Here is a 14,163-nt window from a genome sequence, read left to right on the forward strand (position 1 = left end):
CGACGACATTGACGCCCATGTCGGACAGCGCCGACATCACGTCTTCGATCTGGTCGGTCGTGAACTGATCCTGCGGAGCATTTCGTTGAGCTGATCGACGGTGATGTAACCGCGCTTCTTGGCGCGGGCGACCAGCTTCTTGATGAGCCTTCGTTGAGATCGATCAGCGGCGCATCGCCGGTCTCGGTCGTATCCCCGTCGTCTGCCATGATTGCCTTTGCCATCGATTACCTTCGAAAACCGGATGGCGGCTATTATACGCCGCCTATTCCTGAATTATGCCTCGTCCGCAAGCATCAGATTCGCGAGTCGCGTCTCAAGCTCCGCCTTGCGCCGTACCAGCGCTACCTGACGATCGAACGCTTCGTCGCTGAAACGCGCCTGAACCGCAGCGGTTGCCTCTGCCAACGCAGCATCGACCTGCGGCCTTGCGACAAGCACCGCGATCGCTTCGCCAAGATCGAGCGCCGCCCGTTCCGCGTCCCACTCTTTCTGCGTGAAGGTGAAGCGAAGCGCGTCGGCGCGGAGCAGTTCCGCAGCTATCTGATCAAAACCGGACGCCGCCAATATGGTGCGCAGGCGAGCGGTATCAAGCGCCTGATCTTCAAGGGCGACATCGATCACGGCCTCGAACAGCCGGCCCAGTGCGCCGTCGGCGACACGAAGGCTGGAGAGTGTCTCCATGTGACGGGCGATCTCTGCCGGATGGCGGATCAGACCGGCGAGCACCGCCTTGGCGAGAACGCGGTCGATCCCGGTCGCACCCACCGCCTGTGTGGCCGGGCCGGGGGGCGGTTCGGGCGGCTGCCAGCGCTGGCCGGAGCGGCCAGGCGCGCGGCCTCCCTGCGCGCGCGGCGTGAAAGGCGCGGTGCAGGGGCGAAATGGCGTCGCAACGATTGCGGAACTCGGTAATGTATTCGTGGCGGACATTGCCGTCCTGGATCGTCGCCGCAAGATCGGACAGGCGGCGTTTGAGGCCCGCACGCGCCTCGGGCGTCTCCAGCGGTTCGGCGGCAAGCTCGTGCTGCCAGATACGGTCGGCGAGCGGCTGGGCGGCCTGAAGCAGTGCCTCGAACGCCTGCGGGCCCGCGGAACGGACGAGATCGTCGGGGTCCTGGCCGTTGGGCAGGGTGACAAAGGCAAGGCTGCGGCCGGGCGCCAGATGGGGCAGGGCGCGATGCGCCGCCCGCATCGCCGCCTTCTGTCCCGCCGCGTCGCCATCGAACGCGAGCAGTGGAATGTCCGCCATCCGCCACAGCCGCTCCAGCTGATGCTCGGTCAGCGCCGTACCGAGCGGCGCCACCGCCTCCCGAACCCCGCCTGCGCCAGCGCGATCACGTCCATATAGCCTTCGACCGCGATCACCCGCCCGGTCTTGCGCGACGCGGCCTGGGCGCGATCGAGATTGTAGAGCGTGCGCCCCTTGTCGAAGAGCGGGGTCTCGGGCGAATTCAGATATTTGGGCTCGCCCTCGCCGATGATGCGGCCGCCGAACGCGATCACCCGGCCGCGCGCATCCTTGATCGGGATCATCAGCCGGCCGCGGAACCGATCGTACGGCTCCTTGCCCTCGACCTGGATCAGCATCCCGGCCTCGACCAGCATCGGGTCGCCATAGGCTTTGAGCGTCTCGCGCAATTTGCTGCGCGAATCCGGCGCGAACCCCATGCCGAAGTCGCGCGCCGTATCTGCGGTGATCCGCCGCCGCTCGAGCAGCGCGCGCGCCTCCGCCCCGGCGAGCCCGTGGAGTTGATCGACGTAGAATCTGGCCGCATCGGCCATCGCTTCGTGCAGGCCCTTGGCCTTTTCCGCCTTCTCCGCGGCGCGCGGATCGGCCTGAGGCACGTCCATTCCGCTGCGGCGGCGAGTTCCTTCACCGCATCCATGAAAGGCAGGCCCTGCTGATCGGTCATCCACCGGATCGCGTCGCCATGCGCGCCGCAGCCGAAGCAAATGGTAGAAGCCCTTGTCGTCGTTGATCGTGAACGACGGCGTCTTCTCGTTATGGAACGGGCAGCACGCCTTCCACTCCCGCCCCGCGCGCGTGATCTTCACGCTGCGCCCGATCAGGGCGGACAGCGTGGTGCGCGTGCGCAGTTCGTCGAGAAAGGCGGGGGTGAGACTCATTCCCTCAGTACAGCATGTTCAGGGTGCCTCCGCGGCACGGGAGCGAATGGGAGGCAGATCGGCGGCCCGGCTGACCAGACCCCGGAAGGCATTGTCGAACCGGACATCGGCTATGATCGGGGCGATTGTCACGCCGCGTGCCTGCAGGTCGGCTGGGATGGCATCCGAAGCGTTTGGTTCGTCGTGCACGATCGTGAACGACATGACGATGTTCATCAACGTTCCGAAACGGACAAGGTCGTCGGACAGTTTGGCGGCCTGCAACCGCGTATCCTTTGCCTTGCCGTTTCCCAGCTTCCGCTGACCCGGCCGACATAGGTGAACTTGCCGGTTCGATATCGAACCCGTAAGACCCCAGCGAGAGCGCGGTTTCCCCGCCATGATCTCCGGTTCCGCCGATCACCCATCGCCCCGGGGTAACCGGGATGACGAAGAAGGAGCCATGCGCGTTGGTCGCCCATGCGCGACCCTTGGTGATCTGGGCCACATCGAGATTCTTGCTCGAACCCGGAGAGCCCAGGCCATATTTCCAGACCAGCTTCCCGGTCGTCGGATCCAGGCGGTTGAGATAGATGAAAGGGATGTCGGATTGCGGATGAACGGCAATCACGATGTAGCCCAGCTGATGGTCGACCTTGAGCTCGTTCGGCTTGACGGGCTTGGTCGCATTCGCGGCCGGAATAACCAGAGCCGTTCCGAGAGCCGCGAGCAGGAGAAGTGCGCGTTTCATGGAGCCAGCCTTTTCTTCACCAGGCCGTGCGGAAGCCGCGAGTGCCGCAAATTTCTGCAGTGCCGGTTCGTTCAACCCGTCATCGACGACGGCCATGTCGCCCTTTCCGACGATCGCGTCCCATGCGTCCGGTTGCATGGCATAGCGATCATAGCCGTGCGCGTGCATGCAACGCCGCATGACGGCTGCACGCATGTCGCGGCGATCCTTTCCGCCCATGTAGTTGCCGAGAATGCCCTTGTTGTTGCCGATCATGTCGTTGAGCGAGAGCACTGGAAGCGCCTGCTCCGCACAGAAACGGTAATCGGCAAGCGCGGTCTCCTCCGACACTCCCGGCGCATGAAACATGAAGTGGCGCATCGGATTGATCAAAGACGCCTGTGTCGATTGCGCAAAGGCCGGGCTGACCGAAAAGCCCGACAAGAGCGGAAGCACCGTCAGCGCTATGACGATTGATTTGTGCGAAACCCCCATTTGCCCCTCTTTTAGCTGAGCGCCGCTTTCACCAGCCCCGACGCCTTGCTCATGTCGAGCTGGCTGGCGTGGCGCGCCTTCAGCTCCGCCATCACCCTACCCATGTCTTTCATGCCCGATGCGCCCAGCTCGGCCTTGATCGCCTCGATCGCCGCGCTGGTCTCCGCTTCGCTCATTTGCGCCGGGAGGAACCGCTCGATCACCGCGACTTCGGCCTTCTCCTTGTCGGCAAGCTCCTGGCGCCCGCCCTTTTCGAACATCTCGATCGACTCGCGACGTTGCTTGACCATCTTCTGAAGGACCTCGACCACCAGCGCGTCGTCATCGGTGACCGGGCCCTGGGTCCGCACCTCGATGTCGCGATTCTTGATCGCGCTCTGGATCAGGCGGATGGCGGCCGTGCCTTCCTTGTCGCCGCTCTTCATGGCGGTGATGACGGCAGCCTGGATATCGTCGCGGATCATTTTGTCTCTACCCACAGGTGAATCGGAATTATCCGGCCTTAGACCCCGCAGCCGTCCGACGCGAGGGTTGACGAATTGGGGGGAGGGGTCTAGCGGGCGGGCCTTAGCACACATTGCCGGAAACCCCTGTAGGAGCGCCCTCTCATAATGGCCGACGCGACGCCTTTTACCGTGCCTGAAGGAGCTACAGGCGTTCTTGTTCTTGCGTCGGGCGAAGTGATCTGGGGGCGTGGATTCGGGGCCGAGGGCCATGCCGCGGGCGAAGTCTGCTTCCACACCGCGATGACCGGCTATCAGGAGATCATGACCGACCCGTCCTTCGCGGGCCAGATGATCTGCTTCACCTTCCCCCATATCGGCAATGTCGGCGCCAACCCCGACGATGTCGAGGCGGACAATCCCCATGCGCTCGGCATGATCGTGCGCGAGGACGTGACCGAGCCGAGCAACTTCCGCAGCGTCGAGCGGCTCGACGACTGGATGAAGCAGCATGACCGCATCGGTCTTGCCGGGATCGACACCCGCGCGCTGACTCGCCGCATCCGCGGGCAGGGCGCGCCCAACGGCGTGATCGCCCATTCGGCGAGCGGCGAGTTCGACATTCCCTGGCTGCTCGAGCGAGCGCGCGCCTGGCCTGGGCTCGAGGGCATGGACCTCGCCATCACCGTCACCACCGAGACGCATTTCGGCTGGGAAGGCGGTGTGTGGCGGCTCGGCTTCGGCTATGGTGAAGAGGGTGCCGAGGATGGCCGCCCGCATGTCGTGGCGATCGATTATGGGTCGAAGCACAACATCTTCCGCAATCTGGTTCAGGCCGGCGCCAAGGTGACGGTGCTGCCCGCCACCGCGACCGCCGAGCAGGTGCTGAGCTTCAACCCTGACGGCATCTTTCTGTCGAACGGCCCGGGCGATCCCGCGGCGACCGGCGAATATGCGGTACCGGTGATCCGCGAGCTGCTGGAGACCAAGAAGCCGCTGTTCGGCATCTGCCTTGGCCACCAGCTGCTCGGCCTCGCAGTCGGTGCGCAGACCACCAAGATGTTCCAGGGCCATCGCGGCGCCAACCACCCGGTCAAGCGCCTCAGCGACGGCGCGGTCGAGATCACCAGCATGAACCATGGCTTCGCGATCGATCGCGCGACTTTGCCCGCGAATGTGACCGAGACCCATGTCTCGCTGTTCGACGGCAGCAATTGCGGGATCGAGATCGACGGCGGCCGCGCGTTCAGCGTGCAGTACCACCCCGAGGCGAGCCCGGGGCCGCAGGATAGTTTCTATCTGTTCGAGCGGTTTGTGGGGATGTTGGGGCAACCGGCGTGATTCTTCTGGCAGCAGCGTTGCTGGCTGATCCCGAAGTGGTGACCTGTTCGACGCGAGCCGGCGCCTGCCCGCAGGTCACCCAAATCATTAATAGCGACGCGCAAACTTGTGGCCTGACGGTGACCTTTGGCCCGGAGCCTGACGATGGCCTCAAAATCATTGCAGATGCTTGGCGTTTCACCGTGATTCTGCCGCCGATGGCGACGGATAGCCAAGTGGCCTGCATGGCCAAGGCGAGATCGACCCGGCATGCGCGCCTTTACCCTAATCGCCCTGAAAAGAAGCAATAATGCCCAAACGCACCGACATCTCCTCCATCCTCGTCATCGGCGCCGGTCCCATCGTGATCGGTCAGGCGTGCGAGTTCGACTATTCGGGCACGCAGGCGATCAAGGCGCTCAAGGAAGAGGGCTATCGCATCGTCCTGGTCAATTCGAACCCGGCGACGATCATGACCGATCCCGAGCTGGCCGACGCGACCTATGTCGAGCCGATCACGCCGGCGGTGGTCGCCAAGATCATCGAGAAGGAGCGGCCCGACGCCGTCCTGCCGACGATGGGTGGTCAGACCGCGCTCAACACCGCGCTGGCGCTGGCGAACGACGGCACGCTGGAGAAGTTCGGCTGCATCATGATCGGCGCGGATGCCGAGGCGATCGACAAGGCCGAGGATCGGCTGAAGTTCAAGGACGCGATGACCAAGATCGGGCTGGAATCGGCCCGCTCGGCGATCGCGCACAGCGAGGCCGATGCGCTGGCGGCGCTGGAGAAGGTCGGCCTGCCCGCGATCATCCGTCCCAGCTTCACCATGGGCGGCTCGGGCGGCGGCATCGCCTACAACCGCGAGGAATTCCTCACCATCGTCCGCAGCGGCCTCGACCTGTCGCCGACGACCGAGGTGCTGATCGAGGAATCGCTGCTCGGCTGGAAGGAATATGAGATGGAGGTCGTGCGGGATCGCAACGACAACGCCATCATCATCTGTTCGATCGAGAATATCGACGCGATGGGCACCCATACCGGGGATTCGATCACCGTCGCGCCGGCGCTGACGCTGACCGACAAGGAATACCAGATCATGCGCAACGCATCGATCGCGGTGCTCCGGGAAATTGGCGTCGAAACCGGCGGTTCGAACGTGCAGTTCGCGGTGAATCCGAAGGACGGCCGCCTGATCGTGATCGAGATGAACCCGCGCGTGTCGCGCTCCTCGGCGCTGGCGTCGAAGGCGACCGGCTTCCCGATCGCCAAGGTCGCGGCCAAGCTGGCGGTGGGCTACACGCTCGACGAGATCGAGAACGACATCACCGGCGCGACCCCGGCGAGCTTCGAGCCGACGATCGACTATGTCGTCACCAAGATCCCGCGCTTCGCGTTCGAGAAGTTCAAGGGCGCCGAGGCGACGCTCGGCACCGCGATGAAGTCGGTCGGCGAGGTGATGGCGATCGGCCGCAACATCCATGAATCGATGCAGAAAGCGCTGCGCGGCCTCGAAACGGGCCTCAGCGGCTTCAACAATGTCGATCATCTCGCCGGCGCGCCGCGCGACGAGATCGAGGCGGCGCTGGCGATCCGCTCGCCCGACCGGCTGCTGATCGCGGCGCAGGCGCTGCGCGAAGGCTTCACCGTCGCCGAGGTTCATGCGCTCACCAAATACGACCCGTGGTTCCTTGAGCGGATGGCAGAGATCGTCCGCGCCGAGACCGAGGTCGCTACCAATGGCCTGCCGCAGGACGCGGCGGGGATGCGCAAGCTCAAGTCGATGGGCTTTTCCGACAAGCGGCTGGCCTGGCTGGCGCTGCAATCGGCCAATCTGCGCGAGGGCGCGGGGGCGATGGCGCGCTCTTCGGGGCTGATCGGCGAAGTCGTCAAGGCGATGACCGGCGGCGTGACCGAGGCCGATGTGCGTGCGCACCGCCACAAGCTCGGCGTACGCCCGGTGTTCAAGCGGATCGACACCTGCGCGGCCGAGTTCGATGCCAAGACGCCGTACATGTACTCGACCTATGAAGCGCCGAGCTTCGGCGAGCCCGAGTGCGAGAGCCAGGTTTCGGATCGCAGGAAGATCGTGATCCTGGGTGGCGGTCCGAACAGGATCGGGCAGGGGATCGAGTTCGACTATTGCTGCTGCCACGCATGCTTCGCGCTGTCGGACGCCGGGTTCGAGACGATCATGGTCAACTGCAACCCGGAAACGGTCAGCACCGACTATGACACGTCGGACCGCCTCTATTTCGAGCCGCTGACGGCCGAGGACGTGCTGGAGATCCTGCATGTCGAGCAGTCGAAGGGCGAATTGCTCGGCGTGATCGTGCAGTTCGGCGGGCAGACTCCGCTCAACCTGGCGCGCGCGCTGGAGGCGGCGGGGATCCCGATCCTCGGCACCTCGCCTGACGCGATCGATCTGGCCGAGGATCGCGAGCGCTTTGCCGATCTGGTGTCGAAGCTCGGCCTCAAACAGCCCGCCAACGGCATCGCGCGCAGCCGGGAAGAGGCGATCGCGGTGGCCGAGCGGATCGGTTACCCTGTGCTGACGCGGCCGTCCTATGTGCTGGGTGGCCGGGCGATGGAGATCGTCGATACGGTCGAGCAGCTCGATCATTACATCCAGACCGCGGTTCAGGTGTCGGGCGACGCCCCCGTGCTGATCGACCAGTATCTGCGCGATGCGGTCGAGGTGGATGTGGACGCGATCGCGGACGGCGACGATGTCGTGGTCGCGGGCGTGCTCCAGCATATCGAGGAAGCGGGCGTCCATTCGGGCGACAGCGCCTGCTCGATCCCGCCTTACTCGCTGTCGGCGCAGATCATCGCCGAGATCGAGCGCCAGACCGAGGCGCTGGCGCGCGGGTTGAACGTCAAGGGGCTGATGAACATCCAGTTCGCGGTCAAGGACGGCGAAGTCTACCTGATCGAGGTCAATCCGCGTGCGTCGCGCACCGTGCCGTTCGTCGCCAAGGCGATCGGCGCGCCCATCGCGAAGATCGCGAGCCGGGTGATGGCGGGCGAGAAGCTCAAGGACCTGCCGAAGATCGATCGCGACATCGACTATGTCGCGGTGAAGGAGGCGGTGTTCCCGTTCAACAAGTTCCCGGGCGTCGATCCGGTGCTGTCACCGGAAATGAAGTCCACGGGCGAAGTGATGGGAATCGACAGCGATTTCCCGATCGCCTTCGCCAAGTCGCAACTCGGTGCCGGCATGACCTTGCCGACCGAGGGCCGCGTGTTCGTGAGCGTCAAGGACGGCGACAAGCCGGTGGTGCTGCCGGGCGTGCGTATCCTGGTCGAACAGGGCTTTTCCATCGTCGCGACCGGCGGCACCGCGGACTATCTGGAGGCCAATGGCGTACCGGTCGAGCGCGTCAACAAGGTCGCCCAGGGCCGTCCGCACATCGTCGACCGCATCGTCGATGGCGACATCGCGCTGATCTTCAACACCACCGAAGGCTGGCAGTCGCTCAAGGATAGCGAATCGATCCGTGCGTCGGCGCTGTCGCTCAAGATTCCGTACTTCACCACCGCCCCGGCGAGCGTGGCGGCGGCGCGGGCAATTGCTGCACTTGCGGTCCAGTCCCTTGAAGTCCGCCCGTTGCAGTCCTACTATTCGCAATCGCACAATTGATCCCCCACAACGAAGGTTAGGGTGCGGGCGAGCCAATTCAGGCGCGCCGGGGAAAGGGGTTTTGACGAAGGACGAAATGCGATGGCGACGGTCGAAAAGATGCCGATGCTCCAGGAGGGCTATGAGAAGCTCTCGGCGGAACTGAAGCGCCTCAAAGCCGAACGACCCCTGATCGTGGATGCGATCGAGGAGGCGCGAGCGCATGGCGACCTTTCGGAAAACGCCGAATACCACGCGGCCAAGGAGCAGCAGGGCCAGAATGAGGCGACCATCGCCGACATCGAGGACAAGCTGTCGCGCGCGCAGATCATCGATCCGAAGGAGCTTTCGGGCGACAAGATCGTGTTCGGCGCCACGGTGACGCTGCTGGACGAGGACGAGAAGTCGATCCGCTACCAGATCGTCGGCCTCGCCGAAGCGGACGTGAAGACCGGCCGGATCAGCTACAATTCGCCGATCGGCCGCGCGCTGATCGGCAAGAGCGTCGGCGACGAGGTCGAAGTGACCGTGCCCGCGGGGGACCGCTGGTACGAAGTCAGCAAGATCGAGTTTATTTGAGATTTGCCGCCGCCCCAGCGAGAGCTGGGGCGGCGCAAGGCAAGTCCGTCGCTTCGCCGTGAAAGACCCCAGCTTTCGCTGGGGTGCGGACTACGAGATCAAGCCTGCTGGTCCGGTTCCATCAGGCGGTGCAGGTGCACCACCACATATTTCATCTCGGCATCATCGACCGTGCGCTGTGCTGCGCCGCGCCATGCCTTTTCCGCGCTGGCATAATCCGGAAAGATGCCGACGACGTCGAGCTTGGTCGGGTCCTGGAAATCGAGCGTCATCGGATCGGTCACGCGGCCGCCGAAGACGAGGTGCAGCTTGCTCATGGGAACTCCTGGGGATTGGCTATCCCAGGCGCCTTAACCCGCAGGCCGCACCCCACTCAAGTGTCGTTCAGACAAAGTCGTCAGGCGTCGGTCTTCGCGGTTGCCGCATCCTTGGCCGCTGTGAAGGCGTTGCCGATGATCCTGCCGATCTGATCCTTCGCGGCGTCGCGCTGAGGAAGCAGGGCGTCGATCTCCGCCTTGCCCACGTCCCGCGCCGCCGCAGCCGCGGCACTGGCGCCCTCGGCAATGCGCTTGCCGACGGGGGCGAGCAGCTCCTTTTCCTTGGCCAGGCGCGGCAGCAGCGCGCCGATCACCACGCCCAGGGCCACGCCGCCCGCGACCAGTGCCAGCGGATTGTTCTCGATCTTGTTACCCGGGCGCTGACGGCGGCCGGAAGCTCCGTTCGTTTCGGTCATTTGCTGGATCCTTTCTTCGAACGTTTCAAACTCTTCGCGCCCGCCGCGGTTGCACGCTTGGTGCCGGACCACAGAAGCTTGGCCAACGGTTTTCGCGCCATGAACAGGACCGCAAGGCCGGCGGCAGCGGCGATCGCCCTGGGGCGGGCGCGGACCGCCTGAACGCTGTCGCGCATCAGTCGGCCCGCGACATTCTCGACCGCGTCCTGCGCCAATGTCACAGGATTGAGCTTGCCCTGCATCTCGTCGAGCGTACCCAGCAGCCGCTGCCGCGCGTTCTGCGAGCGTGCACGGGCCTCAAGCAGCGAGACGGGAAGCTGGTCGTCGCTCATGGTGCGTCCTTGGGCCGGGTCGCCCGCCGGAAGCGGCGGAGTGCGGCTCGAGCGAACAAGCCTGCCGTTCCAGTCGCAACCAGCACCACGATCAGCGTGGCGAGGCCGGGGCCGACATAGGGCGTCAGGATCATCACGAAACCGACGATCAACGCGATCGCTGCGGCCTGTGCCAGGAGCAGCACGGCAACCGCGAAGATCGCGGCGGCGCGCGCGTCGGCTAGCCGGTCGAGTGCCAGCGCCCGCCAATAGGCGAGTTCAGCTTCTGCATAAGCTCGCCCATCGCCGACCGCGCGCGCGATCAGCGTGCCGATGCCTTCCTCATCATCCGGCTCGTGACGTTCGTCCACCTGACCCCCCGGAACCGGCGATCAGGCTTTGGGTTTGCCGGAACCGGCGTCGTCAGGAGCACCCTTGTCCGCAAGGTCGCCCGCAGCATCGAGACCGGACTTGAGAAGCCGTGCGAGCACGAAGCCGACGCCCGCGGCGATGCCGACCGCAACTGCAGGGCTTTTCTTCACGAACTCGCGCGCGTCGTCGATCAGGTCATCGACCTGCTTCCCGCGCAGCGATTCGGCGAAGCCCGAAATCTGGTCGGCGGCAGAGCGGGCGTACTGGCCATATTGCTCGCCGAGCTTCTCGTCGACCGATCCGGCGGCGTCGCGCATCAGGTCCGAGAAGCCGTCGAGCGCGCCGCTCGCCTTTTCCTTGCCCGTATCGGCAAAGGCCCGCGCCTTGTCGCCAGCCTGGCCAGCAAGCTTGCCGGCCTCTTCACGCACCTTTTCGGCAGCGCCGCGCTTGGCTTCACCTGCGATCAGCGTGCCGCCTTCGTCGATCGAATTCGTCTCGTCCGCCATCGCTCAAAATCCCTTCCGTTAGCTTCTCCGGATCAACCACGGCGCAGACGGACGGTTCCATCCGTTACATGATTTGCCCGGCGGCGCCGAACGGGATAGAGGCCCGCGCGACACTGTCAGCCCCCAAGGTAGGGAGACCATTTCGTGACCGCAATCATCGACATCCATGCGCGCCAGATTCTTGACAGCCGCGGCAATCCCACGGTGGAGGTCGATGTGCTGCTCGAGGACGGCAGCTTCGGCCGCGCGGCAGTCCCTTCAGGGGCCTCGACCGGCGCACATGAGGCGGTCGAAAAGCGCGACGGCGACAAGAGCGTCTACCTTGGCAAGGGCGTGCTCGAGGCGATCGAGGGCGTGAACAGCGCGATCGCCGAGGAGATTGTCGGCCTCGACGCTGAGGATCAGGCCGATATCGATCACGCGATGATCGAGCTGGACGGCACCGAGAACAAGGGCCGGCTGGGCGCCAACGCGATTCTGGGCGTCAGCCTTGCGGTCGCCAAGGCAGCGGCGGATGCGCGCGGCCTGCCGCTCTACCGCTATGTCGGCGGCGTCTCGGCTCATGTCCTGCCGGTGCCGATGATGAACATCATCAACGGCGGCGAGCATGCCGACAATCCGATCGACTTCCAGGAATTCATGATCGTGCCGGTGGGCGCGGACAGCATCGCCGAAGCAGTTCGGTGCGGCGCCGAGATCTTCCATACGCTCAAGAAGAAGCTGCACGACAAGGGTCTGGCGACCGGCGTGGGCGACGAGGGCGGCTTCGCGCCGAACATCGCATCGACCACCGACGCGCTCGACTTCATCATGTCGAGCATCGAGGCGGCCGGCTACACGCCGGGCGACGATGTGATGCTGGCGCTCGATTGCGCCGCGACCGAATATTATCGCGACGGCGCCTACAAGATGGTGGGCGAGGGCAAGACCTTCTCCTCGGCCGAGAATGCCGATTTCCTCGCGGGCCTGTGCGCGAACTACCCGATCTTCTCGATCGAGGACGGCATGGCCGAGGATGACTGGGATGGCTGGAAGCTGCTGACCGACAAGCTCGGCGGCAAGGTGCAGCTGGTCGGCGACGACCTGTTCGTGACCAACCCGAAGCGCCTGAAGCGCGGCATCGACGGCGGGTACGCCAACTCGCTGCTGGTCAAGGTCAACCAGATCGGGACGCTGACCGAGACGCTCGAGGCGGTGAGCCTGGCGCAGCGTTCGTCCTACACCGCTGTGATGTCGCACCGTTCGGGCGAGACCGAGGATGCGACCATCGCCGATCTCGCGGTGGCGACCAACTGCGGCCAGATCAAGACGGGTTCGCTCGCGCGCTCCGACCGGCTTGCCAAGTACAACCAGCTCATCCGCATCGAGGAAGAGCTGGGCGACGCGGCGGTCTATGCTGGCCGATCGATTCTGCGGGCCTGACACCTTCGGGCTTGATTGGGGATTCGAGTTGGGCGACAATTAACTATGGCACGTGCAACCCCGTTCAAGGCGATCCTGACGCGAGCCGGTCTTCCGGCCGTTGCGATCATCTTCATGGGCTTCTTCGCCTACTCGGCGGTATTGGGGCCGAACGGGGTGCTCACCTATGGCGACTACAAGCGCCAGCTTGCAGTGAAGCAGGGTGAGCTCGCCAAGCTCGAGAAGGAGCGCAGCGAGCTGCGCAACCGCGTCGCCTTGCTCAACCAGAAGGGCGCCGACCCCGACATGGTGGACGAGCTGACGCGCAAGAAGCTCAACGTCGTCCACCCCGACGAAGTGATCGTTCCGCTCAATTGAACACCGGTTACCGTAAGGCTGCGCCCCGTCGCAGCCTTACGCGCGCGTCATCATTGCGTACCGGTCGATAACCGGCCTATAGGGCCGCTTCCATCTCTCCCCAGGATGAGGGTCAACGTGGCAAAAGCGCCGGCCAAGAGCCGTAAAATAGAACCAGCTGTAACTAACCGTGAACGTCCAAACGAACCGGATCGGTACAAGGCCTCGAAAGAGGAGCTGCTGGAATTCTATCGCCAGATGCTGCTCATCCGCCGCTTCGAGGAGAAGGCGGGCCAGCTCTACGGTCTCGGCTTCATCGGCGGCTTCTGCCACCTCTATATCGGGCAGGAAGCGGTCGCGGTCGGCCTTCAGTCGGCGCTGGATGGCGAGAAGGACTCGGTAATCACCGGCTACCGCGATCATGGTCACATGCTCGCCTACGGCATCGATCCCAAGGAGATCATGGCCGAGTTGACCGGCCGCGCCGCGGGCATTTCGCGCGGCAAGGGCGGGTCGATGCACATGTTCTCGACCGAGAAGAAGTTCTACGGCGGCCACGGTATCGTCGGCGCGCAGGTCTCGCTCGGCACCGGCCTCGCCTTTACGCACAAGTATAACGAGGACGGCGGCGTCGCGATGGCCTATTTCGGCGACGGCGCGTCGAACCAGGGCCAGGTCTACGAATCGTTCAACATGGCCGAGCTGTGGAAGCTCCCGATCATCTACGTGATCGAGAACAACCAGTACGCCATGGGCACGAGCGTCAACCGCTCCTCTTCCGAGGACCAGCTCTATCGCCGGGGCGAGAGCTTCCGCATTCCGGGCATCCAGGTCGACGGCATGGACGTGCTGGCGTGCCGCGGCGCGGCGGAGGAAGCTCTGGCATGGGTGCGCGCGGGCAAGGGCCCGATCATCCTCGAGATGAAGACCTATCGCTATCGCGGCCACTCGATGTCGGATCCGGCGAAGTACCGCTCGCGCGACGAGGTCCAGTCGGTGCGCGACAACAGCGATCCGATCGAGGGCGTGAAGAAGGAACTCGAAGCCGCGGGCGTCAAGGAAGACGAGCTGAAGGCGATCGAGGCCGAGATCCGCAAGGCGGTCAACGAATCCGCCGACTTTGCCGAGCAGACGCCGGAGCCCGATCCGGCCGAATTGTATACCGATGTTCTGGTGGGGACGTACTGA

The 14,163-nt window shown here is 64.6% G+C and carries 14 protein-coding genes and 2 pseudogenes; 7 read left to right on the forward strand and 9 right to left on the reverse strand.

The window, feature by feature from the left end; all coding sequences use genetic code 11:
* The 4 genes and pseudogenes from BDW16_RS00005 to BDW16_RS00020 form a co-directional block, all read right to left on the reverse strand.
* Positions 1–224: pseudogene (locus tag BDW16_RS00005) on the reverse strand (RNA polymerase sigma factor region1.1 domain-containing protein); the annotation flags it as partial.
* A 52-nt stretch (positions 225–276) separates the two neighbouring features.
* Positions 277–2,127: pseudogene (gene dnaG, locus BDW16_RS21875) on the reverse strand (DNA primase).
* A gap of 4 nt (positions 2,128–2,131) precedes the next feature.
* Entirely contained in the window at positions 2,132–3,331 is a 1,200-nt protein-coding gene (locus BDW16_RS00015; RefSeq protein WP_100362666.1) for a hypothetical protein, read from the reverse strand.
* A gap of 11 nt (positions 3,332–3,342) precedes the next feature.
* Complete coding sequence (locus BDW16_RS00020) at positions 3,343–3,795, reverse strand: GatB/YqeY domain-containing protein (RefSeq protein ID WP_066579413.1); 453 nt, start codon at positions 3,793–3,795, stop codon at positions 3,343–3,345.
* A 147-nt stretch (positions 3,796–3,942) separates the two neighbouring features.
* Here BDW16_RS00020 and carA point away from each other — a divergent pair, with 147 nt between their 5' ends.
* From carA to greA, 4 genes are all read left to right on the forward strand, one after another.
* Entirely contained in the window at positions 3,943–5,115 is a 1,173-nt protein-coding gene (carA, locus tag BDW16_RS00025; protein WP_066579414.1) for a glutamine-hydrolyzing carbamoyl-phosphate synthase small subunit, read from the forward strand.
* Entirely contained in the window at positions 5,112–5,405 is a 294-nt protein-coding gene (locus BDW16_RS00030) for a hypothetical protein (RefSeq protein WP_066579418.1), read from the forward strand. The genes carA and BDW16_RS00030 overlap by 4 nt, the downstream gene beginning before the upstream one ends.
* On the forward strand, positions 5,405–8,737 hold the full coding sequence (carB, locus tag BDW16_RS00035; protein WP_066579420.1) for a carbamoyl-phosphate synthase large subunit: 3,333 nt from the start codon (positions 5,405–5,407) through the stop codon (positions 8,735–8,737). The genes BDW16_RS00030 and carB overlap by 1 nt, the downstream gene beginning before the upstream one ends.
* 81 nt (positions 8,738–8,818) lie before the next feature.
* Positions 8,819–9,295 (forward strand): transcription elongation factor GreA, encoded by a 477-nt coding sequence (greA, locus tag BDW16_RS00040; protein ID WP_066579422.1) that lies wholly within the window; start codon positions 8,819–8,821, stop codon positions 9,293–9,295.
* Positions 9,296–9,393: 98 nt separating this feature from the next.
* Here greA and BDW16_RS00045 read toward each other — a convergent pair whose 3' ends face one another.
* From BDW16_RS00045 to BDW16_RS00065, 5 genes are all read right to left on the reverse strand, one after another.
* On the reverse strand, positions 9,394–9,612 hold the full coding sequence (locus BDW16_RS00045; RefSeq protein ID WP_066579424.1) for a DUF4170 domain-containing protein: 219 nt from the start codon (positions 9,610–9,612) through the stop codon (positions 9,394–9,396).
* Positions 9,613–9,692: 80 nt separating this feature from the next.
* Entirely contained in the window at positions 9,693–10,028 is a 336-nt protein-coding gene (locus tag BDW16_RS00050; protein ID WP_066579426.1) for a hypothetical protein, read from the reverse strand.
* Positions 10,025–10,360 carry a DUF3618 domain-containing protein gene (locus BDW16_RS00055; RefSeq protein WP_066579429.1) on the reverse strand — a complete coding sequence of 112 codons (336 nt, stop codon included), beginning with the start codon at positions 10,358–10,360 and terminating at the stop codon, positions 10,025–10,027. The genes BDW16_RS00050 and BDW16_RS00055 overlap by 4 nt, the downstream gene beginning before the upstream one ends.
* Positions 10,357–10,710, reverse strand: a complete 354-nt coding sequence (locus BDW16_RS00060; RefSeq protein WP_100362667.1) for a phage holin family protein — start codon at positions 10,708–10,710, stop codon at positions 10,357–10,359. Before BDW16_RS00060 ends, BDW16_RS00055 begins: the two co-directional genes overlap by 4 nt.
* Before the next feature lie 21 nt (positions 10,711–10,731).
* Entirely contained in the window at positions 10,732–11,217 is a 486-nt protein-coding gene (locus BDW16_RS00065; protein ID WP_174532068.1) for a hypothetical protein, read from the reverse strand.
* 144 nt (positions 11,218–11,361) lie between these two features.
* Between BDW16_RS00065 and eno the strand changes: the two genes are divergently transcribed.
* The 3 genes from eno (at position 11,362) to pdhA (ending at position 14,163) form a co-directional block, all read left to right on the forward strand.
* Entirely contained in the window at positions 11,362–12,639 is a 1,278-nt protein-coding gene (gene eno, locus BDW16_RS00070) for a phosphopyruvate hydratase (protein ID WP_066579856.1), read from the forward strand.
* Positions 12,640–12,684: 45 nt separating this feature from the next.
* Positions 12,685–12,996, forward strand: a complete 312-nt coding sequence (locus BDW16_RS00075; protein ID WP_066579857.1) for an FtsB family cell division protein — start codon at positions 12,685–12,687, stop codon at positions 12,994–12,996.
* A gap of 105 nt (positions 12,997–13,101) precedes the next feature.
* Positions 13,102–14,163 (forward strand): pyruvate dehydrogenase (acetyl-transferring) E1 component subunit alpha, encoded by a 1,062-nt coding sequence (gene pdhA / locus BDW16_RS00080; protein WP_083954359.1) that lies wholly within the window; start codon positions 13,102–13,104, stop codon positions 14,161–14,163.

It is taken from the genome of Sphingomonas koreensis (genome assembly GCF_002797435.1).
In the GTDB taxonomy this organism is placed as follows: domain Bacteria; phylum Pseudomonadota; class Alphaproteobacteria; order Sphingomonadales; family Sphingomonadaceae; genus Sphingomonas; species Sphingomonas koreensis.